The following is a 22,597-nucleotide window of genomic DNA, read 5'->3' as shown; positions in this document are numbered from 1 at the left end:
AGGACATGAGCTGGCTCCGGGCGCTGAGGGAGACCGCCCGCTCCGGACTCACCGTCGAGCGGCGACGGCTCGACCCCGTCATCGCCGCCCGCGCCGCCCTCGGCCTCGCCCTCGTCAGCGGCTTCTCGCTCGCCCTCTTCGACCCCGGCGTCGCCGCCTCCTCCGCCTTCGGCGCCTTCCAGGCGGCCATCGCCACCTTCCAGCGTTCCTGGCGCCCCCGCCCCACCCTCGCCCTCGCCTCCGGCGCCAGCCTCGCCGTGTCGACCTTCCTCGGCTATCTCACGGGCGCCCACGACGGCCTCTTCCTCGCCCTGCTGCTCCTCTGGACGTTCCTGTCGGGGCTCGCCTGGGCCGCGGGACCCACCGCCGGCCTCATCGCCTCCTCCAACGTGGCGATCATGCTGGTGACCGTCACCCTCCCCACCTCCGTCGCGACCGCCGCGGGACACGCCGTCATGATCTTCGCGGGAGGTGTCGTCCAGGCCGCCCTGGTCGTGGTCCTCCCGGTCCGCCGCTGGGGCGCCCAGCGCGACGCCCTCGCGGACGCGCTCGCCGCCGAGGCGGACTACGCCCGCCGCCTGCGTCACGACCCGGTGGCCCCGTTCGACCCCGTACCGCTCATGACGGCCCGCAGCGCGGCCGCCGTGACGCCAGGCCAGGCCCGCCGCCGCCCGGCGGAGCTGCACGGGGCGCGAGGGCTCGCGGAACGCATCCGTCCGGTGCTCGCCTCCCTCGCCGATCCGGCGGTCGGCGCGCCGGAGGAGGGCCCGGCGCGGGACCGGGTGCGGGAGCTGCTCGCGGCAGCGGGCGCGGTTCTCGACGCCGCCGCGCACGCGATCCGGCACGGCGAACCGGTCGTCCTTCCCCCGCCCGCCGTCGCCGCCCTCCGTACCCCGGACACGGGCGCCGTCCTCACCGGCCCGTCCCGCCGCGCCGCCGTCCGCCTCTCGGCGCTGCTCGGCGACGTCGTCGAGACGGCGGAGCCGAGGACGGAGACGGAGGTGAGGGAGCCGTCGGAGGCGACGACGGGGACGACGGGAACGACCGGGACGTCGGGGCACGGCGGCCCCTCGCCCGCCGCCCGCAGCCGCCCCACCCTGATCCGGCTCGCGCCGATCGTCGCGGCGAAGGTGCGCGCCGAGCTGCGCCGGGACTCCCCGGTCCTGCGCCACGCGATCCGTGTATCGGTGGTCACGGGCACCGGCTACCTCCTCGGCGGCGTGCTGCCGCTCGGGCACGGCTACTGGGCGCCGATGGCCTCGGTGATGGTCATGCGCCCGGACTTCTCGCAGACGTACGCGCGCTCGGTGGCGCGGTTCGGCGGCACGCTGGTCGGGGTGGCCCTGGCGACGGCGGTCGTGCGGTCGGCGCACCCGGGCACGTACCTGTCGGCGGCGCTCGCGGTGGTGTGCGCCTTCGGGATGTACCTGCTGATGCGGACGGGGTACGCGGCCGGCCAGGTCTTCGTCTCCGCGTACGTCGTGTTCCTGCTCGGCATGGAGGGCGCGGGCCTGAACCAGACCGTACGGGACCGGGTGACGCTGACCCTGCTCGGCGGACTCCTCGCGATGCTGGCGTACGCCGTCTACCCGGCCTGGGAGACACCCCGGCTGCGCGGCCGGCTCGCGGACTGGCTGGAGTCGGTCGGCCGGTACGCGGCCGTCGTCACCGCGCGGTACGCCGATCCGGCGGGGACGGGCAGCCCCGACGTGCGGGAGGCGCTCCTGAGGACGCGCGAGGCCCGGATCGCCTGGCAGGAGGCGGTGGAACGCGCCACGCACGAGCCGGTACGGCACCGGGGCCTCTCGCACGCGGCGGCGGAGCAGGCCGGACACGCGCTCGCGGAGTTCGGGCGGGTGACGATGCTCCTGGAGGCACACCTGCCGGAACGCGGCGCCCCGGCCCTGCCGGCCGCCGCGACCCTCGCGGAGTCCCTGCGCCGGGCGACGGAACGGGGCGCGAAGGAGGTGAGGGAGCGCGGGGAGCCGCACTGGGAAGACCTGCGGGAGACACTGGACGCCTGGTCGGACGACCCGCCGGACCACTTCCTGCTGCACAAGGGCGCCGTGCTGCTCCTGGCGGCCCTGGACGAGGTCACGACGGCGCTGACGGACTCCACGCGCGCGCGGTGAGCCCGGCGCGTCCTGTCCGGCACCGATTTCGCGCACACGTCATCCGGGGCGGCGACAAAGGGAGTTGGTAGGGGTGAGGACCGCGCACCCTCGCGGTCCACAGGCCCACCGATCCCAGGAGCAACCGGATGAAGAAGTACCTGCTCGCCGCGGCCGGCGTCGTGGCCGCGGCGGTGATGGCGGCGCCTTCGGCCGTGGGGGCGTCCACCGAGTCCTCGCCCGGGACGGCCACCGGGTCCTCGACCGTCGCCGCCCGGGCGGAGGCCGCCCCCGTGGAGGCCGCGCCGGTCAAGGCCACGCCGGTCAAGGCCGTCGCACCCGCTCCGAGCCCGGTCCGCACCGTCCGTCCCGGGGAGCGCGTGGACGCCGGGCAGGGTTACACCGTGTGGCTGACCAGGGAGGGCAGGCACTGGACGGGTCCGGACGGTTACGAGAACGTCCGCAGCGTCGTCGACGGCAACATCGACCGTTCCCGGCCCGGCGTGAGCCACCAGAGCGAGGGGGACGCGACGGGCGTCTTCCACTCGGGCCTCTACTACGGCACCCGTGACGCGGGACGCGTCGAACTGACGGGCGCCGGGGGGCGCAGGACCGTCGCCACCCTGCTCGAACTGCCGGACCGGCCGGGCTGGGGCGTCTGGTACGCGGCCACCGGGCCGGAGGACATGGAAGCCGGCCCCGCGCTGTACGACCGCGCGGGCAGACTTCTCGCCGAACTACCCGGATGACCCCTGGCCCGGACGGCCTGCGGCCCGATGGCCTACGAACCGATGACCCGCGGCCCGGAAGACCTGCGGCCCGGATGACCTGCCGCCCGGATGACCTGCCGCCCGGATGACCCGCGGCCCGGATGACCCGTGGGAGAAGCCGTCAGCCTCCGCCGGCCCTCCTACCACCCCTCACCACGAGGCCTTCCGCACCCCCGGCAGATAGCCGGCGTGCGCCTGTCCCCTGACCCGGACCCTGGAGAGGCCGAACTTCCGCAGATGGCCACGGGGGCGGCCGTCCACGGCGTCCCGGTTGCGGATCCGGGTGGCACTGGCGTCCCGGGGCTGCCGGTCCAACTCCCGTACCGCCGCCTCCCGCTCGGCGGCCGGGGTGCCGGGGCGGCGGATGGCCTCCTTCAGCTCGGCGCGCCGCTCGGCGTACCGCGCCACGACCGTCTTCCGGTGTTCGTTGCGTGCGATCTTGCTGCGCTTGGCCATCAGACCTTCCCTCCGCGGGCCCGGATGCGGGCCACGGCGGCCTCGACGCCGATCACGTCGACGGTCTTGATCGCGCGGGCGCTGAGGGTGAGCCGGACGTAGCGGCCCTCGCCGGGGAGCCAGTAGCGCTTGTGCTGGATGTTGGGGTCGAAGCGGCGTGAGGTGCGCCGGTGGGAGTGCGAGATCCGGTTGCCGAATCCGGGACGCGCTCCGGTCAGCTGGCAGTGGGCGGACAAGGGTGACCTACCTCTCCGTCAAGACATTGGAAATGGGAACCATTTTCAATTACTCTACACACCATGGCACGCAACGAACTCCGCCCCGTCATCAAGCTCCGGTCCACCGCCGGTACCGGATTCACCTACGTCACGCGGAAGAACCGCCGCAACGACCCCGACCGCCTCACCCTGCGCAAGTTCGACCCGGTCGTCCGCCGGCACGTCGACTTCCGCGAGGAGCGCTGAACCGGCGCGTGGAATCCGCCGTCCTCCCCCTGCGGGGGAGGGCGGCCGCACGCTGCGTCGCGTAGCCGCTACGCAACCCCTCGTGCACGTGCATCTGCCCATGCATCGGCCATATGAACACAGCTATGATCCGAGGAAGTTGACACCTGCACCAAGCAACTCGGGGAGCTACCAGTGCATCATGCGCATCGCGCGTACAACGGCATGGCGGCCACGGAGCTGCGAGGCGTCGTGTGGCAGAAGAGCAGGCACAGCAACTCCCAGGGATCGTGTGTGGAGTTCGCCAAGCTTCCGGGGGGAAACGTTGCCGTACGAAACTCGCGCCACCCCGAGGGTCCCGCGCTCGTCTACACGCCCGCGGAGATAGAGGCGCTCCTGCTGGGCGTCAAGGACGGGGAGTTCGACCACCTGGTGTGAGACGGACGGGACGAAGCGCACGAGAGAAGGGCCCCGGCGACAAAAGCGCCGGGGCCCTTCTCCTCTACGTCCCGCCCTCGCGTCCACGGGCCGGACGGCTACTCAGGACCGACCCGGAACAGCGCCCAGACCACCTTGCCCCGCAGCGTGCCGGCGAGCGGGTGCCACCCCCAGCTGTCGCTGAACGAGTCCACCAGGAACAGCCCGCGTCCCGACTCGGCGGCGAAGTCCTCCTCGCCGCCCCGCGCCTCCGGGCTCTCCTGGCTCGGGTCGCGCACGGCGCACACGAGGTGCGAGGACCAGCGCATCAGGTGCAGCCGCACCGGCGGGTTCTCGCCTTGTTCCTGGGGCGCGTCGGCGGGCACCGCGTGGCGCAGCGCGTTGGTGACGAGCTCGGAGACGACCAGGGCGACGTCGTCGAACCGTTCGGTCAGCTTCCAGCGGTCCAGTGTGGCGCTGGTGAACTTCCGTGCCCCGCGCACGGCTTCGTACCGCGCGGGCAGGGCGCAGGACGCGGAGGTGGAGACGGCGCCGGGATCGATCGGCGGAAGGCCCTGCCGTAACGGCTCGAGCACGGTCGATCCATTCGTCCCCATGCGAGGCACTCCCGGGAATCGCGACTGTGGTGCGACAACACGACAACACGAACGAGTACGCGGCTGCGCGGGGCCCATGGTTCCGAATGCGCTCACTGGATGCAAGGGCAGATGCACGTGCACGCGCCGGACCTGTCCGCCCCCGTGCCTAATCTGTGCATAAGTCGTCCACCTGATGAGGGGAACTTTTCGCGATCTGCCCGCACCGTGCCCACGGATGCCCTGAACTCGCCGCCTTTCCGTAATCGAATGTGTACGCGCTGAAGCGTTTGGTGGCAGAATCCGGGGCTCGACGGGGGCTCGACACCGTAAGGGGAGGCTGGAGCCGTGACCGCAGGCGAATCGGGCGGAGCGAGCGGGAGTGTGGTGCGGCGCATCCTGCTGGGCTCCCAGCTGAGGCGGTTGCGCGAGTCGCGCGGGATCACCCGCGAGGCGGCCGGCTACTCGATCCGGGCGTCCGAATCCAAGATCAGCCGTATGGAGTTGGGACGGGTGAGCTTCAAGGCCAGGGACGTCGAGGATCTGCTCACGCTGTACGGGGTCGGGGACGAGGCCGAACGCGGCTCGCTCCTCGGGCTCGCCCGCGAGGCCAACGTCGCGGGATGGTGGCACAGCTTCGGCGACGTCCTGCCCGGCTGGTTCCAGACGTACATCGGCCTCGAAGGCGCAGCCTCGCTCATCCGCGTCTACGAAGTGCAGTTCGTCCACGGCCTGTTGCAGACCGAGGAGTACGCCCAGGCCGTCGTCACCCGGGGCATGCCCGAGGCTCCCGCCGCCGAGATCGACCGGCGGGTCGCCCTGCGCCTCGAACGGCAGAAGGTCCTCGTCTCCGAGCGCGCCCCGCAGTTCCACGCCGTCCTCGACGAGGCCGCGCTCCGCCGCCCCTACGGCGACCGGTCCGTCATGCGCGGTCAGTTGAAGCACCTCATCGAGGTCTCCGAACACCCGGGCGTCACGCTCCAGATCATGCCCTTCAGCTTCGGCGGCCACGCCGGCGAGAGCGGCGCCTTCACGATGCTGCGCTTCCCCGAGTCCGACCTTTCCGACATCGTCTACCTGGAGCAGCTCACCAGCGCCCTCTACCTCGACAAGCGCGAGGAGGTGGCCCAGTACCAGCGGGTGATGGAGCGACTCCAGGCGGACGGCCCGGATCCGGCCGAAAGCCGGGATCTTCTCCGCGGCCTCCTCCAACTCATCTGACACATCAGTACGATGACGTGACATCAGTTCCGACGTCACTTCTGTCATCGCGCAGAGGCAGAGCGGGTAGAGGGGTCTCGATCCATGTCGCACTTCACCGACCTGGCCCACCAGTACATCGACGGCGAGTGGAAGCCGGGCAGCGGCTCGTGGGACATCATCGACTTCAACCCGTACACCGGGGAGAAGCTCGCGTCGATCACCGTCGCCACCGCCGGTGAGGTCGACCGCGCCTACCGGGCCGCCGAGCGCGCCCAGGCCGCGTGGGCCGAGACCAACCCGTACACGCGCCGGCTCGTCTTCGAGCGCGCGCTGCGGATCGTCGAGGACCGCGAGGAGGAGATGGCCGAGACGATCATCGCCGAACTCGGCGGCACCCGCCTCAAGGCGGCCTTCGAGCTGCACCTCGCCAAGGAGTTCCTGCGCGAGGCGGTGCAGCTCGCGCTGCGCCCCGAGGGCCGCATCCTGCCGTCCCCGGTCGACGGCAAGGAGAACCGCGTCTACCGCGTCCCGGTCGGCGTCGTCGGCGTCATCTCGCCCTTCAACTTCCCCTTCCTCCTCTCGATCAAGTCGGTGGCGCCCGCGCTCGCCCTCGGCAACGCGGTCGTCCTCAAGCCGCACCAGAACACCCCGATCTGCGGCGGCACCCTCGTCGCCAAGGTCCTGGAGGAGGCCGGCCTGCCCGCCGGTCTGCTGAACGTCGTCGTCACCGACATCGCCGAGATCGGCGACGCGCTCCTGACCCACCCGATCCCGAAGGTCATCTCCTTCACCGGCTCCGACAAGGTCGGCCGCCACGTCGCCACGGTCTGCGCGCAGAACTTCAAGCACGCCGTCCTCGAACTCGGCGGCAACAGCGCCCTGATCGTGCTCGAGGACGCCGACGTCGACTACGCCGTGGACGCGGCCGTCTTCAGCCGCTTCGTCCACCAGGGGCAGGTCTGCATGGCCGCCAACCGCATCCTGGTGGACCGCACCCTGGAGGAGGAGTTCACCGAGAAGTTCGTGGCGAAGGTGAAGACCCTCCGCGTCGGCGACCCGGCCGACCCCGCCACCCACATCGGTCCGCTCATCAACTCCCAGCAGGCGGAGGCCGTCTCCTCGCTCGTCGACCAGACGGTGGCGGCCGGCGCGACGGCCCTGCTGCACGGCACGGTGGACGGCAACCTCGTCTCCCCGTCCGTCCTCACCGGCTTCGCCCCGGACGCCCCGATCCTGGGCCAGGAGATCTTCGGCCCGGTCGCCCTGATCGTCCCGTTCGACGGCGAGGAGGAGGCCGTACGGATCGCCAACGACACGCCGTACGGGCTCAGCGGCGCCGTCCACACCGGGGACGTCGAGCGGGGCGTACGGGTCGCCAAGCGCATCCACACCGGCATGATCCACATCAACGACGGCACCGTGCACGACGAGCCGATCGTGCCCTTCGGCGGCGAGAAGCACTCGGGCATCGGGCGGCTCAACGGCGAGGCGATGGTGGAGAGCTTCACCACCCAGAAGTGGATCTCGATCCAGCACGGCCGGAGCCGCTTCCCCTTCTGATCCGCGTCGAGGACAGTAGCTGTCCGCAAGGGTCCGTAGCTTGAGCGGTGTCGGAAACGTTCCCCACGGAAGGCGGACATCATGGTCGCTCTCGTTCCCACCGAGGCCCACGGCGACGAGCGCGGCGCGCTCCTCAACTTCGTCGAGGCCCAGCGCGCCGCGATCCGCCGCTCGCTCCTCGGGCTCACCGAGGAGCAGGCGGCGGGCCGCCCCAGCGCCAGCGAGCTCAGCCTCTCCGGCCTGCTCAAACACGTCGCCGAGGTCGAGCTCAACTGGCTCCGGCTGGCACAGCGCCGGCCCAACGAGCGGCAGCGCACCCAGGAGACCTGGGGCGACGCCTTCCGTCTCGTGGACGAGGAGACGATCCCGGAGATCGTGGAGTTCTGGGCGGGAGTGGCGAAGGAGACCGAGGACTTCGTCCGTTCCGTGCCCAGCCTGGACGACACCTTCCCGCTGCCGGAGGCCCCCTGGTTCCCGAAGGACGGACAGGTCTCGGTCCGCTGGATGCTGCTCCACCTCGTCCAGGAGGCCGGCCGGCACGCCGGGCACGCGGACATCATCCGGGAGTCCCTGGACGGCAAGGGCTCCTTCGACCTGATCGCGGAGGAGCAGGGGCGGTGACCCCGCGCGCGTAGGCCCCGTACACAGAGGCACACGCGCGTACCCTGGTCAAAATTGACTAGGAGGTACGTGAGATGTCGGCGATCCGTCTCCTCGTCCTGGGCGCGGTCAAACAGCACGGCCGCGCCCACGGCTACCAGGTGCGCAACGACCTGGAGTACTGGGGCGCGCACGAGTGGTCCCACGCCAAGCCCGGCTCGATCTACCACGCGCTGAAGCAGATGGCGAAGCAGGGACTGCTGCACGCGCACGAGGTGGCGCCCAGCGCGGTCGGCGGGCCGCCACGCGTCGAGTACGAGCTGACGGACCGCGGCACGGAGGAGTACTTCGCCCTGCTGCGCGAGGCGCTGACCACGTACGACCAGAAGATGGACGTCCTGTCGGCGGGCATCGGCTTCATCGTGGACCTGCCCCGGGAGGAGGCGGCGGAGCTGCTGCGTCGGCGGGTCCGGGCGCTCGACGAGTGGCGGACGGCGGTCACCGAGTACTACACGCCGGAGGGCGGCCCCGGGCAGCTCGGCCACATCGGCGAGATCATGCACCTGTGGGTCCACTCGGCCGACGCGGGCAAGGAGTGGACGCTCGGCCTGATCGAGCGGATCGAGGGCGGGGCGTACGTGTTCGCGGGCGAGGGGGACCCGTTCGTGGGGGTGCTCGCCGAGGGCGAGGAGAACCCCTTCGCCACCTGACCGGGGACAGGACCGGCACCCCGGCTAATCAAGTTTGACTAATGCGGGACGAGGGCATACCTTCCTCCGTCGGCGGCAAGTGGTCAAATTTGACTACAACTTTTTCGGGAGGAACGGACATGACGGCGGACGCGATCCTCGTACAGGGCGCACGCAAGCGGTACGGGGAGAAGGACGCCCTCGCGGGCCTCGACCTGACCGTCGGACGCGGCACCGTCCACGGCCTGCTCGGCCCCAACGGCGCGGGCAAGACCACGACGGTACGGATCCTGGCCACGCTGCTGCGCCACGACGAGGGCCTGGTGCGGGTGGCGGGACACGACGTACGGACCGAGGCGCGGGAGGTGCGGCGCAGGATCGGGCTGCTCGGGCAGCACGCGGCCCTCGACGAGGAACTGGGCGGCCGGCAGAACCTGGAGATGTTCGGCAGGCTCCACCACCTGGGCGCGCGCCGCGCCGGGACGCGGGCCGACGAACTCCTGGAGCGCTTCGGCCTCGCCGACACCGGCCACAAGCCGGTCAAGCAGTTCAGCGGCGGCATGCGGCGCCGGCTCGACCTGGCCGCCTCGCTGATCACGGAGCCCGAGGTGCTCTTCCTCGACGAGCCGACGACCGGACTCGACCCGCGGGGCCGCGGCGAGGTCTGGGAGTCGGTGCGCTCCCTGGTCGGGGGCGGCACCACGGTGCTGCTCACCACGCAGTACCTGGAGGAGGCCGACCGGCTCGCCGACCGGATCTCCGTCGTGGACCGGGGCAGGGTCGTGGCGGACGGCACGGCCGACGAACTCAAGGCGCGGGTCGGCACCGACCGTATCGACGTGGTCGTACGGGACGCGGCGCGGCTCGGCGAGGCGGCCGGCCTGCTGCCCGCGGCACGGGCCGAGGTGAGCGTGGACACCGACCGGCGGCGGCTCAGCGCGCCGGTGGACGACCGGATGGCCTCCCTCACCGCGACCGTACGGGCGCTGGGGGAGGCCGGGATCGAGGCGGAGGACATCGCCCTGCGGCGGCCGACGCTCGACGAGGTCTTCCTGCACCTGACGGGCGCCGGTCGGGACCGGTCCGAGGAGAAGGCCCGTCCGGACCGGTCCGAGGAGAAGGAGGCTGCGGCATGAGCGCGGCGTACGTGGTGAGCGACTGCTGGACGATGACCCGCCGCGAGCTGGCGCACTGGGCGAGGCAGCCGGTGCAGGTCCTGGTCGGGCTCGTGTTCCCGGTGATGATGCTGCTGATGTTCGGCTATCTGGTCGGCGGCGGACGGAGCGTCGACGGCGACTACGTCGACTTCCTGGTGCCCGGGATGCTCACCCTGACCATGGTGTTCGGGCTCGAAGGCACCATGACGGCGGTGACGCAGGATCTGAACAAGGGGGTGATCGACCGGTTCCGTTCGATGCCGATGACCGACGGAGCGGTGCTCGTGGGACGGGCCGCCGCCGACATGCTCCAGTCGGCCGTGGGACTGCTCGTGATGGTCGGCGTCGGGTACGCGATCGGCTGGCGGGCGAACGGCGGCCTCGGAAGCACCTCGGCCGCCCTGGGACTGCTGCTCCTGCTGCGCTTCGCGATGCTCTGGATCGGGATCTTCCTCGGCCTGGTCGCCGGGCGGGCCGAACTGGTGCAGGCGGTGCAGATCCTGGTCTGGCCCGTCGGCTTCCTCTCCAACGCCTTCGCGTCGCCGGACTCGATGCCGGGCTGGCTCGGCACCTTCGTGGAGTGGAACCCGATGTCGGCGACCGCGACGGCGGTCCGTGACCTCTTCGGCAACCCGGGCGGCGAGCCGGGGCACATCGGGGCGGCGGTGGTGTGGCCGTTGGTGCTGTTGGCGGTCTTCTTCCCGCTGGCGGTAAGGAAGTTCGGGCGGCTGGGGAAGTAGCGGCGCGGAGGTGGGAACCCGAAGGCGGCGAGCGGTGTATTGAAAGCAGCGGCCCACCGCGGACCGCCCGAGGGAGGACAGGGGGACGTGCGATGCGCAGGCCGGTGGGACGGGCCGGTGCCGTCGTGGCGCTGGTGTGGGTGGTACTGACGGGTTGTACGGGGCTTGGCGCGGAGCCGGGCGACGGTTCGGATCCCGCGGGTCCCGCGGGTGCTTCGAGCAGGGGCGCCTCGGGAGCGGCGGGGGATCCGGGGGCTTCCGCGTCTCCGGGACGGTTCGGGGCGCCGCCCCGGATACCGTCCGCGCCGGGGCTGCCCGGCTGGGCGCACAGTCTGGGCTTCGCGCGGGACGGCAGCGGGTTCGCGCTGCTCGCCGAGTGCGTGAGCGAGCCGGCGGCGCCGGAGAGCGGATTCTGCCGGCAGCACGTGGCCGTGCGGGACGCCGGGGCGAAGGAGTGGGTGCTGCGGCGGTCCCCGCTGCCCCGGACGACGGGGACGGACGGCATCTCGGCCCACCTCGTCCCGCTCGGTCCTGGCCGGGCGCTCATCGAGGACGGCGGGGCGGAGCCGGGAGAGGCGCGGAGCTGGTTCACCGCCGACGGCGGCCGCGACTGGCGGGCGGTGGACCGGCGTACGGTCGGGACGATCCCGGAGATACCCGCGGGGGCGGTGCTCACCACCGACTGCGCCGAGCCCGCCGGAGCCCTGCCCGACGCGTGCGAGCGGGAGCGGCTCGTGGTCGTCTCGCCCCAGGACGGGCGGCGCCGGGCGCTGGCCCGGGTGCCGCTGCTCGGGGCGCGTCCCCGGCCGCAGGAGCAGCCGGAGCCCGACGGATCCTGGTGGGTCTCGGGCACGGACCCGGTCTCGGGGCGGGCGGCGGTCGCCGTCTCCCGGGACGGGGGGCGCGGCTGGACGGTCAGCCGGCTGCCGAGCCCCGCCACGGGTCCCGGGTGGTACACGGCGGTCGCGGTGGGCCGGGACGCGGTGTACGCGGCGGAGATGGGCGAGCCGGCGGGCGGTGAGCCCGTCAAGAACCCGATGCGGGCCCTGCACCGCTCCCTGGACGGCGGCGGCACCTGGCAACGGATGTGGACCACGGGCCCGACCGCGGAGCCCCGCAGCCTTCTGGGGCTGCCGGTCCCGGGGCCCGGTGGCCTGGTCGGGATCGGCGCGGAGCCGGCGGGGTACGGGAGCGTGGACGGCGGCCGTACCTTCGCCCGGCTCGACGAAGGCGGCCACCACACCCGCCGTACTCCGCTCGGCCTGCTGCGGGAGTCGTCGAGCTGCCGGTACGCGCTGACGGCGGACGGGGTCCGGTGGTCGGAGTTCCGGCTGGCCTGCGAGGACCGGGTGAGCTGAGGCCCTCGTGGCGGAGTTCTAGTGGTGGAAGGAGGTCGCGGCGTCCTTGTCGTGGGTGAACGGCTTCGACTGGCGCCGGAGTTCGGGCAGCAGGCGGCTCAGATCCTCGACGAAGAGTTCGGCCAGGTCGGCCGAGAAGCCGTTGCGGCAGACCACGCGCAGGACGGACAGGTCCTCGCGGTCGGCGGGGAAGGTGTAGGCGGGCACCAGCCAGCCCCGTTCGCGCAGCCGCCGTGACACGTCGAAGACGTCGAAGGAGGTGACGTCGGGAGCGGTGGTGAAGGCGAAGACGGGCAGTTGGTCGCCGCGGGTGAGCAGCCGGAAGTCGCCCATGGCCTCGACGCGTTCGGCGATACCGCGGGCGATGTCCCGGGAGGCCTGCTGCACCGCCCGGTAACCCTCCCGGCCGAGCCTCAGGAAGGTGTAGTACTGCGCGACGACCTGGGCGCCCGGCCGGGAGAAGTTGAGGGCGAAGGTGGGCATGTCGCCGCCCAGGTAGTTGACGCGGAAGACGAGTTCCTCGGGGAGTTCGGCGGGCGAGCGCCACAGGGCCCAGCCGACGCCCGGGTAGACCAGGCCGTACTTGTGGCCGGAGGTGTTGATGGAGGAGACGCGGGGGAGCCGGAAGTCCCACACCAGGTCCTCGTCGAGGAAGGGGGCGACCATGGCGCCGGAGGCGCCGTCGACGTGGACGGGGACGTCGAGACCGGTCCGTTCCTGGAGCGCGTCGAGGGCGGCGCAGATCTCGGCGACCGGTTCGTAGGAGCCGTCGAAGGTGGAGCCGAGGACGGCGACGACCCCGATGGTGTTCTCGTCGCAGAGCGCGGCGGCGGTTTCGGCGTCGAGGTGGAAGCGGTCGCCCGCCATGGGGACCAGCCGGGCCTCGACCTCCCAGAAGTTGCAGAACTTCTCCCAGCAGACCTGGACGTTGACACCCATCACCAGGTTGGGGCGGGCCCCTCCCCGGTACCGGTCGGCGTTCCGCTGGGACCAGCGGCGCTTGAGGGCCATGCCGGCGAGCATGCAGGCCTCGCTGGAGCCGGTGGTGGAGCAGCCGACCGCCGCGGCGGGATCCGGGGCGTTCCACAGGTCGGCGAGCATGGCCACGCAGCGGCGCTCCAGTTCGGCGGTGCGCGGGTACTCGTCCTTGTCGATCATGTTCTTGTCGCGGCACTCGGCCATCAGCACCCCGGCCTGGGGTTCCATCCAGGTGGTGACGAAGGTGGCGAGGTTGAGCCGGGAGTTGCCGTCGAGCATCAGCTCGTCGTGGACGAGCTGGTAGGCGCTCGCCGGGGGCAGCGGGCCGTCGGGCAACCGGTGGCGGGGCGGCGCGTCGGTCATGCCGCCGACAGGGTTGGCCTGTCCGAAGAACGGGTTGAGCGCGAGCCGGCTCGCGGGCTCGGAAGCGGCGGCGGGGCCCTTGTGCAGCGGCATGGTGACTCCTTCTGACGGTGGGACTGACGGCGGGGAAGGGGAGGCGGGGGTCAGCGCAGGGCGCGGCCGTGTTCGTCGAGTTCGAGCTGGGGCCGGCCGGTGACGATCAGCCAGGCGGGGAGGGAGGCGAGGCAGAGCAGGGCGAGGACCGCGGGGGAGCCGGCGAGGGCGGCGCCGGTGAAGAGGCTGATCCAGCCCTGCCGGGTGGTGGCGAGCAGGACGCCGAGGACGGCCGAGGAGACGGCGACCGCCGGGTGGACCTCGGGGACGAGGGCCTGGGCGAGCAGCCCGAAGGCGGTGCCGACGAAGACGGCGGGGAAGATGCGGCCGCCGCGGAAGCCGCAGGAGGCGGCGACGACGAGGGCGAGGAGTTTGACCGCGGCGAACTTGGCCAGTTCGCCCGAGGACCAGCCGCCGATCGAGGAGGCGAGTTCCTTGGTCTCCTCCAGGCCCTTGAAGAGCGTCAGATGCCCCCCGAGGGCGCCCAGGAGGCCGAGGAGGAGGCCACCGAGGGGCAGCATCACCATGGGGTGACGCAGATGCTGGAAGGCGGCGTGGACGTAGGGGAAGAGGTAGCAGGAGAGGAGCCCGAAGGCGGCCGCGGCGGAGGCGATCACCAGGGAGCCGAGGAGGTCGCCCCAGCCGGGATCGGTGAGCGGCGGGAGGCCCAGGGCGAAGCTGGGCTCGGCGATGAGTTCGGTGGTCATCGCGCCGGCGCCGGCGGCGACGAGCGGGGCGAAGAGCCGGTCCCAGAGGGAGCCGCGCCCCGGCTGCCCGACCAGGGCCTCGGAGAGGACCAGGGCGGCGGCCACCGGGGTGCCGAAGAGGGCGCCGATCGTGGCGGCCGAGGCGAGGGCGACCCAGGCGGCGCCCGGCACCGCGGGAGCGGCCTTGCGGCCGAGCCAGTAGGCGAGGGCGACGTTGGCCGCGATGATCGGGTTCTCGGGGCCGAGGCTGACCCCGCCGGCGAGCGCGAGCGTGCTCGCGAGCAGCAGTCCCGGTACGACCCCGGGGGCGAGCGGTGCCCCGCCGAGGCCCGTGGAGGCCGAGTCGGGACCGGCGTGCCCGGGCACCTTCCAGATGACGAGTCCCACGACGATGCCGGTCGCCGTGAGCATGAGGATGGTCCAGAGGGAGGAGTACGCCCCGATGCCGAGCGCGTCCGGCAGGTCTTCCCAGAGGACGCCCTGGAACTGCTCCGCGAGGGCGCTGATCCCCAGGAACAGCAGGCTCGCCATCACCCCGACCACGAGTGCGGGGAGCACCTGCGGCAGCAGGATCCGCAGCGGGGTCTCGTCGGCGGATGAGGACGGCGCGGGCGGAGCGTGATCGGTGGCCACCGCCCCACCATAAGTGGACGAAGGGGGCATAACATCCCGAGATGTGACCCGAACAGACGTGCGTCACACACCACGTCGGACCCACCTGCCGCCCCGGCGCGGCACCTCACGGCGCGGCACCTCACGGCTTGTCACCCTCAGGACCACCGCACCGGCCCCGGCGAGCCCCGCCGGGGCCGGACCCGGCTCAGACGCGCGGCGCGATCACCACCGCCGTGCCGTACGCGCACACCTCCGTGCCCACGTCCGCCGCCTCCGTCACGTCGAAGCGGAACATCAGCACGGCGTTCGCGCCGCGCGCCTTGGCCTGTTCCACCAGGCGTTCCATCGCCTGGTTACGGGTCTCCACCAGGGTCTTCGTCAGGCCCTTCAGTTCCCCGCCGATCATCGACTTCAGACCCGCGCCGATCTGGCTGCCCAGATGACGGGACCGGACCGTGAGCCCGAAGACCTCACCGATCACCTGCCTGACCTCGAACCCCGGCACGTCGTTCGTCGTCACGACCAGCACGTCGGGGTGCGGCCCCTGACCGCCCCCGTACTCTTCGATGCCCATCGGCATACACCTCCTGACCCCCCACCCTCAGGGCCGCGCACCCCGTCCGCATCCTGTGGGACCCGGGTGGAACCGGTCGGGTTCGCCTCGCGTTGATAGCTTGGGGCCAGCCGTCCCCCACGCCCCCACCGACCGCAGGAGCCCGGAACCCGTGAACACGCTTGCCCTCGGACCGAGCTGGCTGGACCCGGACTATCTGATCCAGACCTTTGGTCTGATCGGTGTCCTCGTCATCGTCTTCGCCGAGTCCGGACTCCTCATCGGGTTCTTCCTGCCCGGCGACTCGCTGCTCTTCACCACCGGCCTGCTCGTCACCACAGGAAAGCTCGACCAGCCGCTGTGGATGGTCTGCACCCTGGTCGTGGCCGCCGCGATCATCGGCGACCAGGTCGGCTACCTCTTCGGCCGGAAGGTGGGCCCCGCCCTCTTCAAGCGCCCCGACTCGAAGCTCTTCAAGCAGGAGAACGTCGAGAAGGCCCACGAGTTCTTCGAGAAGCACGGCCCGAAGTCGCTCATCCTGGCCCGCTTCGTCCCCATCGTGCGGACGTTCACGCCGATCATCGCCGGCGTCAGCCGCATGAACTACCGCTCGTTCATCACGTTCAACATCATCGGCGGCGTGCTCTGGGGTGCGGGCGTGACCCTGCTCGGCGCCTCCCTCGGCAAGATCGATTTCGTGCACAAGCACATCGAGATGATCCTCGTCGGCATCGTCCTGATCTCCGTGATCCCGATCGTGATCGAGTTCCTCAGGGCCCGCTCCCAGTCCAAGAAGGAGCAGGCGCGGGGCGACCACGACGCCCCCGGCGCCCCCAACCCCCAGAACCCCCGCGGCCGCCACGCCAAGCGCTGACGCCGAGGCCGGACCAGAGGTCAGAACCCCCGGGTGCGCTTCGCGGCCCGCCGCGCCGCCGCCGCGCCCGGGGCCTGCATGAAGAGCCGGGCCAGCTCGCCCCCCAGGTTCACCCCGATCGCGATCGCAAGGGCCAGGGCGGCCGCCTTCGCCAGCGAGGCGAAGCCCTGGTCCAGGTTGTTCTGGGCGATCGCGAGCACCCCGAAGTACGTCGCCGAACCGGGAAGCAGCGGGCCGATCGCCGCCGTCACATAGGGCAGCGACGACGTGTGGTGGTACCGGGCGATCAGCTGCCCGAAGAGGCCCACCAGGCCCGCCGCCACCGCCGTCGCCATCACCGCCGAACCCTCCGCGGTCACCGCGATCGACGCGTAGATCACCCACGCCACCCCGCCGTTCAGCGTCGCGAACAGCACCGTCGCCCGCGACTGCTGCAACAGGATCGCGAAGGTCGCGCACAGCACCATCGACGCCAGGATCTGCGTCACCGGCCGCTCCACCGCCTGCAGCGCCCCCTCGGGATTGAGCTGCGCGTCGAACTGCACGGCGATGTACAGCACCGACAGCACGCCCACCACGATCGCGACGAAGAAGTACGCGACCTCCAGGAGCCGGGCCGAGGCCGTGATGTAGAAACCGGTCAGCCCGTCCTGCACCGCCGCCACGAGCGCCCGCCCCGGGATCAGTGCGAACAGACCACCGGTGATCACCGCCGAAGGCCGCAGATCCGCGTGCAGCATCGTCAGGAGCACACCCATCGCCGCCGGCGGCATCGCCGCCACCAGGAACTGGTAGAACTCCGGCAGCCCCCGCCCCGCGCACAGCCACGCCAGCCGGTCGCCGAGCACCGCCCCCAGCGCCGCCACCAGGAAGACCGTCAGGCCACCGCCCAGCAACACCGAGGCCGCACCGGCGAGCACCCCCGCCGCCGACGTGAGGACCCACCCCGGATACGGATGCCGGTTGCGCCGTATCTCCGCGAGCCGCCGGTACGCCTCCTCGGGCGTCACCTCGTGCGCCCGCGCGTTGAGATCGGCGACCAGCGTGTACACCGCCGCGAGCCGCGTGTAGTCCGTCCCCCGGCGCCGTACCGTCCGGTTCGCCGTGATCGGGTCGTCCACCAGCGACGGCTGGTACGTGACCGACAGCAGCGTGAACGTCACCGTCGGCTCGACCCGGTCGAGACCGTACGAACGGCAGATCGCGAACATCGCCGCCTCGACGTCCTCCGCCCCCTCCCCGCCCGCGAGCAACAGCTCACCGATGCGCAGGGTCAGGTCGAGCACGCGCGGCACCGAAGGACCCGCCTCGTCCTCCTTGCGCGGCGCCTCCGGCACCGGCCGCTCACCCACCGGCAGCCGCAGCATGGTCCGCATCCGGTCCTGCCACGGCGCGTCCTGCGACAGCCGCACCAGAGGCACCCCGTACGCCGGGGTGAAGGCCGGCGGCGAGTTCTTCGCCGAATAGGTCGCCGGCGTCGCGAACGCCGAACCCTCCTGCTCCACGGGCGGCTCCGCGGTCAACCCCGCGGGCAGGGCGAACTCGGAGGTCGGATGCTCCTCCTCCGGCGGCGCGGGCTGCTCCACACCGGCAGGCGGCACGAACGCGCTCCGCGCCTCGTCCGACTGCGGCTTCCGGTCCTCCGGACCGTCGTCAGGGCCGCCCTTCGAGCCGTTCGGCTCCGCCACCACTCTGCCCGCCTCGCTCTCCCCAGGGGAATCGTGGCTTCCAGTATGGGCGTGCGACGGACGTACGAAAGGCGGTGCACCCCGAGGGGCACACCGCCTTCACGCGATCAGGACAGAACCAGGGGCTCGGCCGACCGGCACGGAACCAGAGGCTCAGTGACCGCCCTGCTCCTTGGCGCGCGCGTACGACTTCTCGATCTCTTCCTCGGCCTCGGCCCGGCCGACCCAGTCAGCGCCCTCGACCGACTTGCCCGGCTCCAGGTCCTTGTAGACCTCGAAGAAGTGCTGGATCTCCAGGCGGTCGAACTCCGCCACGTGGTGGATGTCCCGCAGGTGCTCCATCCGCGGGTCCGTGGCCGGGACGCACAGCAGCTTGTCGTCGCCACCCGCCTCGTCCGTCATGCGGAACATGCCGATCGCGCGGCACTTGATGAGGCAGCCCGGGAAAGTCGGCTCGTCGAGGATCACGAGCGCGTCCAGCGGGTCGCCGTCCTCACCCAGGGTGTTCTCGACGTAGCCGTAGTCGGTCGGGTACGCCGTCGACGTGAAGAGGCGACGGTCCAGACGGATGCGACCGGTCTCGTGGTCGACCTCGTACTTGTTCCTCGACCCCTTGGGGATCTCGATGAGAACGTCGAACTCCACGGGTGGCTCCTCCTGAATCAAACACAAGTGAATGCTCGCGACGGCGCGCGGTGGTTAAGTGTCCCTCACGCACGTGTGTGATCGCGAAAGGGGCTGGTCAGCAATGCCCGAACCGAGGATGTGGCAGCTCACGGCGGGCTCCGCCGCCCTCGGCCTGGCCCTGGCCGCCGTCGCGGTGACCGCGGCAGGACCGTGGGACTCGGGCCAGCGTACGGCCGAGCGGGCCCGCGCCGCCGCCCCGGCGACGGGTGGCGCACATCACGCCCCGCCGCCCGCCCCCGCCGCGCCCCGGCGCCCCGCACCCGCGCCCAGCGCCCCCGGCGTCCTCACCGCCCTGCACGCCCCCGCGCCCGCCACACGCCCCGCGGACCTCGCCGCCGCCCTCGTACCGCTCCTCGCCGATCCCGGCCTCGGCCCGCTCCGCACCGCCTCCGTCGTCGACACCGCCACCGGCGAGCAGCTCTACGGCGAAGGCGCCACCACCCCCATGACCCCCGCCTCCACCGTCAAGATCGCCACCACCGCCGCCGCGCTCTCCGCCCTCGGCCCCGACCACCGCATCCCCACCACCGTCACCGCCACCCCCGACGGCACCACCGTCGCCCTCACCGGCGGCGGCGACCCCACCCTCGACCCGGCCCGCCTGAAGGCACTCGCCGCCGACACCGCCCAGGCCCTGAAGAAGCGCGGCCACACCTCCGTACGCCTCACCTACGACACGACCCTCTACCCGGGCCCCACGCTCCACCCCATCGGCCCCAACGAGAACATCGCCCCCGTCGTCGCCCTCATGACCCGCAGTGGCCGCCTCGACGACAGCACCAGCGGCCCCGCCCCCCGCACCGCCGACCCGGCGGGCGACACCGCCAGAACCTTCGCGGACCTCCTCACCGAGGCCGGCGTCCGGATCACCGGCGACCCCGCCCCCGGCCACACCCCCAAGACCGCCCCCCTCGCCCGCACGTACTCCGCCCCCCTCGCCGACCTCGTCGAACGCACCCTCACCCACAGCGACAACGACCTCGCCGAAGCCCTCGCCCGGCAGACCGCCCTGGCCCGCGAGCAGCCCGCGAGCTTCGACGGCGCCGCCCGGGCCGTGCGCGACGAACTCGCCGGCCTCGGCCTCCCCGTCGCAGGCGCCCGCTTCGCCGACGGCAGCGGACTCGACCGCCGCGACCGCGTCTCCGCCACCCTGCTCACCGGACTCCTCACCCGAGCGGCCGACCCCACCCGCCCCGCCCTGCGCCCCCTCCTCACCGGACTCCCCGTCGGCGCCTTCACCGGCACCCTCGCCGGCCGCTTCGACACCGCCCCGGCCACCGCCGGCGCCGGACTCGTCCGCGCCAAGACCGGCACCCTCACCGGCGTCAACACGCTCGCCGGGACCGTCGTCACCACCGACGGACGCCTCCTCGCCTTCGCGTTCCTCGCCGGCCGCACCCCCTCCCCGTACGAGGCACAGCCCGCCCTCGACCGGCTCTCCGCCGCCCTCACCGGACAGCACTGACCCCGGCCGACCTCCCGCCCGCCCGTACCCCACCCGGGTCCGACCCGCCCCGAACCCTCACCGAACACGCGCCGAGACCGTACGGTTGACGCATGACGAGCATCGGTGGCGCAGGCACATCCGGGATGGTCGACTGGAACCTCGCGGTCGCGACCGCGACCCGCCTCGTGCGGCCCGGACCCGAAGTCAGCCGCGACGAAGCCCGCGAGGTCGTCGCAGAACTCCGCAGGCACGCCAAAGCATCCGAGGAACACGTCCGCGCCTACACCCGGATGATCCCCGAGGGCACGGAACCGCACGACACCCCCGTCCTCGTCGTCGACCGGGCCGGCTGGATCAAGGCCAACGTCGCCGGCTTCCGCGAACTCCTCACCCCCCTCCTCGGCAAGATGCAGGAACGCCGCTCCGCCACCCCCGGCAGCGCCGTCCTCGGCGCCGTCGGCGGCAAGGTCACCGGCGTCGAACTCGGCATGCTCCTGTCGTTCCTGGCCTCCCGCATCCTCGGCCAGTACGAGACCTTCGCCCCCGCCACCCGCGAATTCCCCGCCGGGGCGCACGGAGGCGGCCGCCTCCTCCTCGTCGCCCCCAACATCGTCCACGTCGAACGCGAACTCGACGTCGACCCGCACGACTTCCGCCTCTGGGTCTGCCTCCACGAGGAGACCCACCGCACCCAGTTCACCGCCGTCCCCTGGCTCCGCGACCACCTGCAGGGCGAGATCCAGTCGTTCCTCGCCGCCACCGACGTCGACCCCGGCACCGTCGTCGAACGCCTCCGCGAAGCCGTCCAGACCCTCGCCGGCGGCCGCCCCGAAGGCGAGGAGGGCGAACCCTCCCCCTCCCTCGTCGAACTCGTCCAGACGCCCGAACAGCGCGAGATCCTCGGCCGCCTCACCGCCGTCATGTCCCTCCTCGAAGGCCACGCCGACTACGTCATGGACGGCGTCGGCCCCCAGGTCGTCCCCTCCGTCGCCGAGATCCGCGAGAAGTTCCAGGCGCGACGGGCCCGCGGCGCCTCCCGCCTCGACCTCGCCCTGCGCAAGCTCCTCGGCCTCGACGCCAAACTCCGCCAGTACCGCGACGGCGAACGCTTCGTACGCGCCGTCGTCGACCAGGTCGGCATGGACGGCTTCAACCGCGTGTGGACCTCGCCCAACACGCTCCCCACCAAGGCCGAGATCGCCGCCCCCGCCGACTGGATCGCGAGGGTGCACCGTAAGGCAGACTCCTGAGACGGGTGCGGCAGACGACACAGGAACACGTCAGAACACCCCACCAATCACCCATCCGAGGGACCCTGGGCACAGGGTGAGGCGTGCAATGCTCGGGTAACGGCCGGGTTTCTGTCACCATCGACGCACTCTGAGTGACCGAAACCCCCTTTCCGACCGTTAAGACTCCGACCGAGGCACCCCACCCCCATCACGAAGGGCACCGGACATGGGTCCCCATCCTGCGGTCGCGGCGATACGCCTGGCGGTCCGCCGCGTACTCCACGACGTCCTCACCGAACACACCACCGACGACGAACCGCTGGTACTCGTCGCCTGCTCCGGAGGCGCCGACTCCATGGCGCTCGCCTCCGCCCTCGCCTTCGAGGCCCGCAAACTCCCCCTGCGCGCCGGCGGCATCACCGTCGACCACGGGCTCCAGCACGGCTCCGACACCCGGGCCGACGAAGTCGCCGGACGCATGACCGCCCTCGGCCTCACCCCCGTCGAGGCCGTCACCGTCACCGTCGGCCGCCAAGGAGGACCCGAGGCCGCCGCCCGCGACGCCCGGTACGCGGCCCTCGACGCCGCGGCCGAGCGCCACGGAGCCGCCGCGATCCTCCTCGGCCACACCCGCGACGACCAGGCCGAGACCGTCCTCCTCGGCCTCGCCCGCGGCTCCGGCATCCGCTCGCTCTCCGGCATGGCCGCCATCTCCGGCGCCGCCGGACGCTACCGGCGCCCCTTCCTCCAGCTCGACCGCCAGACCGTCCGCAAGGCCTGCGTCGCACAGGAACTCGCCGTCTGGGACGACCCCCACAACAGCGACCCCGCCTACACCCGCTCCCGCCTCCGCCACGAAGGCCTCCCCGCCCTCGAGAAGGCCCTCGGCAAAGGCGTCGTCGAAGCCCTCGCCCGAACGGCCCAGCTCTCCCGCGACGACGCCGACGCCCTCGACACCTGGGCCGCCGACGCCGAGACCGCCGTACGCGACGAAGCGGGCGCACTCGAATGCGCCAAGCTCCACGGGCTCCCCCCCGCCGTACGCCGCCGCGTCCTGCGCCGCGCCGTCATCGCCGAAGGCGCACCCGCCGGCTCCCTCTTCGCCCGGCACATCGAAGAACTGGACCGGCTCATCACCGGCTGGCGCGGCCAAGGAGCCATCAACCTGCCCGGCCGCGTCGAAGCCCGCCGCCAGGGTGGCAGACTGGTCATCCGGCAAGGCTGACGCACGCTGCAACGAAAGTGACCCGGGTGAACGAG

23 protein-coding genes are annotated in these 22,597 nt (G+C 72.2%); 15 read left to right on the top strand and 8 right to left on the bottom strand.

Annotated elements, in window-relative coordinates; all coding sequences use genetic code 11:
* Window positions 1–5: 5 nt before the first annotated feature.
* Together ACFWUY_RS17645 and ACFWUY_RS17640 are read left to right on the top strand one after the other, a co-directional pair.
* Window positions 6–2,132, top strand: coding sequence for an FUSC family protein (locus tag ACFWUY_RS17645; RefSeq protein ID WP_384108391.1), 2,127 nt, complete (start codon window positions 6–8; stop codon window positions 2,130–2,132).
* Window positions 2,133–2,260: 128 nt separating this feature from the next.
* The gene (locus ACFWUY_RS17640; RefSeq protein WP_384108389.1) at window positions 2,261–2,860 is read left to right on the top strand and encodes a hypothetical protein; all 600 of its coding nucleotides are present in this window, start codon (window positions 2,261–2,263) and stop codon (window positions 2,858–2,860) included.
* A 171-nt stretch (window positions 2,861–3,031) separates the two neighbouring features.
* Here the strand turns inward: ACFWUY_RS17640 and rpsN are convergent, their stop codons facing one another.
* Both rpsN and rpmB read right to left on the bottom strand, forming a co-directional pair.
* Window positions 3,032–3,337: a 30S ribosomal protein S14 gene (rpsN, locus tag ACFWUY_RS17635; RefSeq protein WP_384108387.1), complete on the bottom strand. Its 306-nt coding sequence runs from the start codon at window positions 3,335–3,337 to the stop codon at window positions 3,032–3,034.
* Window positions 3,337–3,573 (bottom strand): 50S ribosomal protein L28, encoded by a 237-nt coding sequence (gene rpmB / locus ACFWUY_RS17630; RefSeq protein ID WP_384108385.1) that lies wholly within the window; start codon window positions 3,571–3,573, stop codon window positions 3,337–3,339. Before rpmB ends, rpsN begins: the two co-directional genes overlap by 1 nt.
* 63 nt (window positions 3,574–3,636) lie before the next feature.
* On the opposite strand from rpmB, the gene rpmG reads away from it, so the two are divergent.
* Both rpmG and ACFWUY_RS17620 read left to right on the top strand, forming a co-directional pair.
* Complete coding sequence (gene rpmG / locus ACFWUY_RS17625) at window positions 3,637–3,801, top strand: 50S ribosomal protein L33 (RefSeq protein ID WP_384108383.1); 165 nt, start codon at window positions 3,637–3,639, stop codon at window positions 3,799–3,801.
* Window positions 3,802–4,005: 204 nt separating this feature from the next.
* On the top strand, window positions 4,006–4,218 hold the full coding sequence (locus tag ACFWUY_RS17620) for a DUF397 domain-containing protein (RefSeq protein ID WP_173861569.1): 213 nt from the start codon (window positions 4,006–4,008) through the stop codon (window positions 4,216–4,218).
* 98 nt (window positions 4,219–4,316) lie between these two features.
* On the opposite strand, the gene ACFWUY_RS17615 is transcribed toward ACFWUY_RS17620, so the two are convergent.
* Window positions 4,317–4,814, bottom strand: a complete 498-nt coding sequence (locus ACFWUY_RS17615; RefSeq protein ID WP_384108381.1) for an ATP-binding protein — start codon at window positions 4,812–4,814, stop codon at window positions 4,317–4,319.
* Window positions 4,815–5,141: 327 nt separating this feature from the next.
* On the opposite strand from ACFWUY_RS17615, the gene ACFWUY_RS17610 reads away from it, so the two are divergent.
* From ACFWUY_RS17610 to ACFWUY_RS17580, 7 genes are all read left to right on the top strand, one after another.
* On the top strand, window positions 5,142–6,014 hold the full coding sequence (locus tag ACFWUY_RS17610) for a helix-turn-helix domain-containing protein (RefSeq protein ID WP_384108378.1): 873 nt from the start codon (window positions 5,142–5,144) through the stop codon (window positions 6,012–6,014).
* A gap of 84 nt (window positions 6,015–6,098) precedes the next feature.
* Window positions 6,099–7,556 (top strand): aldehyde dehydrogenase family protein, encoded by a 1,458-nt coding sequence (locus ACFWUY_RS17605; RefSeq protein WP_384108376.1) that lies wholly within the window; start codon window positions 6,099–6,101, stop codon window positions 7,554–7,556.
* 81 nt (window positions 7,557–7,637) lie between these two features.
* Window positions 7,638–8,177: a DinB family protein gene (locus tag ACFWUY_RS17600; RefSeq protein ID WP_384108374.1), complete on the top strand. Its 540-nt coding sequence runs from the start codon at window positions 7,638–7,640 to the stop codon at window positions 8,175–8,177.
* A gap of 74 nt (window positions 8,178–8,251) precedes the next feature.
* Window positions 8,252–8,866 carry a PadR family transcriptional regulator gene (locus ACFWUY_RS17595; RefSeq protein WP_384108372.1) on the top strand — a complete coding sequence of 205 codons (615 nt, stop codon included), beginning with the start codon at window positions 8,252–8,254 and terminating at the stop codon, window positions 8,864–8,866.
* Window positions 8,867–8,985: 119 nt separating this feature from the next.
* Window positions 8,986–9,981: an ATP-binding cassette domain-containing protein gene (locus ACFWUY_RS17590; RefSeq protein WP_384108370.1), complete on the top strand. Its 996-nt coding sequence runs from the start codon at window positions 8,986–8,988 to the stop codon at window positions 9,979–9,981.
* Window positions 9,978–10,742 (top strand): ABC transporter permease, encoded by a 765-nt coding sequence (locus tag ACFWUY_RS17585; RefSeq protein ID WP_384108368.1) that lies wholly within the window; start codon window positions 9,978–9,980, stop codon window positions 10,740–10,742. The genes ACFWUY_RS17590 and ACFWUY_RS17585 overlap by 4 nt, the downstream gene beginning before the upstream one ends.
* A 92-nt stretch (window positions 10,743–10,834) precedes the next feature.
* The gene (locus tag ACFWUY_RS17580) at window positions 10,835–12,100 is read left to right on the top strand and encodes an exo-alpha-sialidase (RefSeq protein ID WP_384108366.1); all 1,266 of its coding nucleotides are present in this window, start codon (window positions 10,835–10,837) and stop codon (window positions 12,098–12,100) included.
* 18 nt (window positions 12,101–12,118) lie between these two features.
* On the opposite strand, the gene ACFWUY_RS17575 is transcribed toward ACFWUY_RS17580, so the two are convergent.
* The 3 genes from ACFWUY_RS17575 to ACFWUY_RS17565 form a co-directional block, all read right to left on the bottom strand.
* On the bottom strand, window positions 12,119–13,534 hold the full coding sequence (locus ACFWUY_RS17575) for a glutamate decarboxylase (protein WP_384108364.1): 1,416 nt from the start codon (window positions 13,532–13,534) through the stop codon (window positions 12,119–12,121).
* Between the two features lie 50 nt (window positions 13,535–13,584).
* Entirely contained in the window at window positions 13,585–14,874 is a 1,290-nt protein-coding gene (locus ACFWUY_RS17570) for an ion channel protein (protein ID WP_384108360.1), read from the bottom strand.
* 187 nt (window positions 14,875–15,061) lie between these two features.
* Window positions 15,062–15,430 (bottom strand): YbjQ family protein, encoded by a 369-nt coding sequence (locus ACFWUY_RS17565; protein ID WP_384108358.1) that lies wholly within the window; start codon window positions 15,428–15,430, stop codon window positions 15,062–15,064.
* Window positions 15,431–15,581: 151 nt separating this feature from the next.
* Here ACFWUY_RS17565 and ACFWUY_RS17560 point away from each other — a divergent pair, with 151 nt between their 5' ends.
* A complete protein-coding gene (locus tag ACFWUY_RS17560; protein WP_384108356.1) occupies window positions 15,582–16,283 on the top strand; it encodes a DedA family protein in 702 nt (233 codons plus the stop codon).
* 20 nt (window positions 16,284–16,303) lie between these two features.
* Here ACFWUY_RS17560 and ACFWUY_RS17555 read toward each other — a convergent pair whose 3' ends face one another.
* Both ACFWUY_RS17555 and ACFWUY_RS17550 read right to left on the bottom strand, forming a co-directional pair.
* Window positions 16,304–17,974, bottom strand: coding sequence for a threonine/serine exporter family protein (locus ACFWUY_RS17555; protein WP_384108354.1), 1,671 nt, complete (start codon window positions 17,972–17,974; stop codon window positions 16,304–16,306).
* A gap of 150 nt (window positions 17,975–18,124) precedes the next feature.
* Window positions 18,125–18,616 carry an inorganic diphosphatase gene (locus ACFWUY_RS17550; RefSeq protein WP_024758444.1) on the bottom strand — a complete coding sequence of 164 codons (492 nt, stop codon included), beginning with the start codon at window positions 18,614–18,616 and terminating at the stop codon, window positions 18,125–18,127.
* A 103-nt stretch (window positions 18,617–18,719) separates the two neighbouring features.
* Between ACFWUY_RS17550 and dacB the strand changes: the two genes are divergently transcribed.
* From dacB to tilS, 3 genes are all read left to right on the top strand, one after another.
* The gene (gene dacB / locus ACFWUY_RS17545) at window positions 18,720–20,123 is read left to right on the top strand and encodes a D-alanyl-D-alanine carboxypeptidase/D-alanyl-D-alanine-endopeptidase (protein ID WP_384108351.1); all 1,404 of its coding nucleotides are present in this window, start codon (window positions 18,720–18,722) and stop codon (window positions 20,121–20,123) included.
* Window positions 20,124–20,215: 92 nt separating this feature from the next.
* A complete protein-coding gene (locus ACFWUY_RS17540) occupies window positions 20,216–21,355 on the top strand; it encodes a zinc-dependent metalloprotease (RefSeq protein WP_384108347.1) in 1,140 nt (379 codons plus the stop codon).
* Between the two features lie 208 nt (window positions 21,356–21,563).
* Window positions 21,564–22,562 (top strand): tRNA lysidine(34) synthetase TilS, encoded by a 999-nt coding sequence (tilS, locus tag ACFWUY_RS17535; protein WP_384108343.1) that lies wholly within the window; start codon window positions 21,564–21,566, stop codon window positions 22,560–22,562.
* The last annotated feature ends 35 nt before the right edge of the window (window positions 22,563–22,597 follow it).

The sequence above is a fragment of the Streptomyces sp. NPDC058664 genome, assembly GCF_042716635.1.
In the GTDB taxonomy this organism is placed as follows: Bacteria; Actinomycetota; Actinomycetes; order Streptomycetales; family Streptomycetaceae; genus Streptomyces.
Note: the sequence above shows the minus strand (reverse complement) of the source record. Positions and strands in the feature narration are given on the sequence as shown.

What these genes read in the sequence shown, in the direction of transcription:
- ACFWUY_RS17620 (WP_173861569.1), top strand. Translation starts at nt 4,006, where the DNA reads ATGGCGGCCACGGAGCTGCGAGGCGTCGTGTGGCAGAAGAGCAGGCAC.
- rpmG (WP_384108383.1), top strand. Translation starts at nt 3,637, where the DNA reads ATGGCACGCAACGAACTCCGCCCCGTCATCAAGCTCCGGTCCACCGCC.
- ACFWUY_RS17605 (WP_384108376.1), top strand. Translation starts at nt 6,099, where the DNA reads ATGTCGCACTTCACCGACCTGGCCCACCAGTACATCGACGGCGAGTGG.
- ACFWUY_RS17595 (WP_384108372.1), top strand. Translation starts at nt 8,252, where the DNA reads ATGTCGGCGATCCGTCTCCTCGTCCTGGGCGCGGTCAAACAGCACGGC.
- rpsN (WP_384108387.1), bottom strand. Translation starts at nt 3,337, where the DNA reads ATGGCCAAGCGCAGCAAGATCGCACGCAACGAACACCGGAAGACGGTC.
- ACFWUY_RS17565 (WP_384108358.1), bottom strand. Translation starts at nt 15,430, where the DNA reads ATGGGCATCGAAGAGTACGGGGGCGGTCAGGGGCCGCACCCCGACGTG.
- ACFWUY_RS17600 (WP_384108374.1), top strand. Translation starts at nt 7,638, where the DNA reads ATGGTCGCTCTCGTTCCCACCGAGGCCCACGGCGACGAGCGCGGCGCG.
- ACFWUY_RS17575 (WP_384108364.1), bottom strand. Translation starts at nt 13,534, where the DNA reads ATGCCGCTGCACAAGGGCCCCGCCGCCGCTTCCGAGCCCGCGAGCCGG.
- ACFWUY_RS17615 (WP_384108381.1), bottom strand. Translation starts at nt 4,814, where the DNA reads ATGGGGACGAATGGATCGACCGTGCTCGAGCCGTTACGGCAGGGCCTT.
- ACFWUY_RS17645 (WP_384108391.1), top strand. Translation starts at nt 6, where the DNA reads ATGAGCTGGCTCCGGGCGCTGAGGGAGACCGCCCGCTCCGGACTCACC.
- ACFWUY_RS17590 (WP_384108370.1), top strand. Translation starts at nt 8,986, where the DNA reads ATGACGGCGGACGCGATCCTCGTACAGGGCGCACGCAAGCGGTACGGG.
- ACFWUY_RS17540 (WP_384108347.1), top strand. Translation starts at nt 20,216, where the DNA reads ATGACGAGCATCGGTGGCGCAGGCACATCCGGGATGGTCGACTGGAAC.
- ACFWUY_RS17585 (WP_384108368.1), top strand. Translation starts at nt 9,978, where the DNA reads ATGAGCGCGGCGTACGTGGTGAGCGACTGCTGGACGATGACCCGCCGC.
- ACFWUY_RS17580 (WP_384108366.1), top strand. Translation starts at nt 10,835, where the DNA reads ATGCGCAGGCCGGTGGGACGGGCCGGTGCCGTCGTGGCGCTGGTGTGG.
- ACFWUY_RS17640 (WP_384108389.1), top strand. Translation starts at nt 2,261, where the DNA reads ATGAAGAAGTACCTGCTCGCCGCGGCCGGCGTCGTGGCCGCGGCGGTG.
- tilS (WP_384108343.1), top strand. Translation starts at nt 21,564, where the DNA reads ATGGGTCCCCATCCTGCGGTCGCGGCGATACGCCTGGCGGTCCGCCGC.
- dacB (WP_384108351.1), top strand. Translation starts at nt 18,720, where the DNA reads ATGCCCGAACCGAGGATGTGGCAGCTCACGGCGGGCTCCGCCGCCCTC.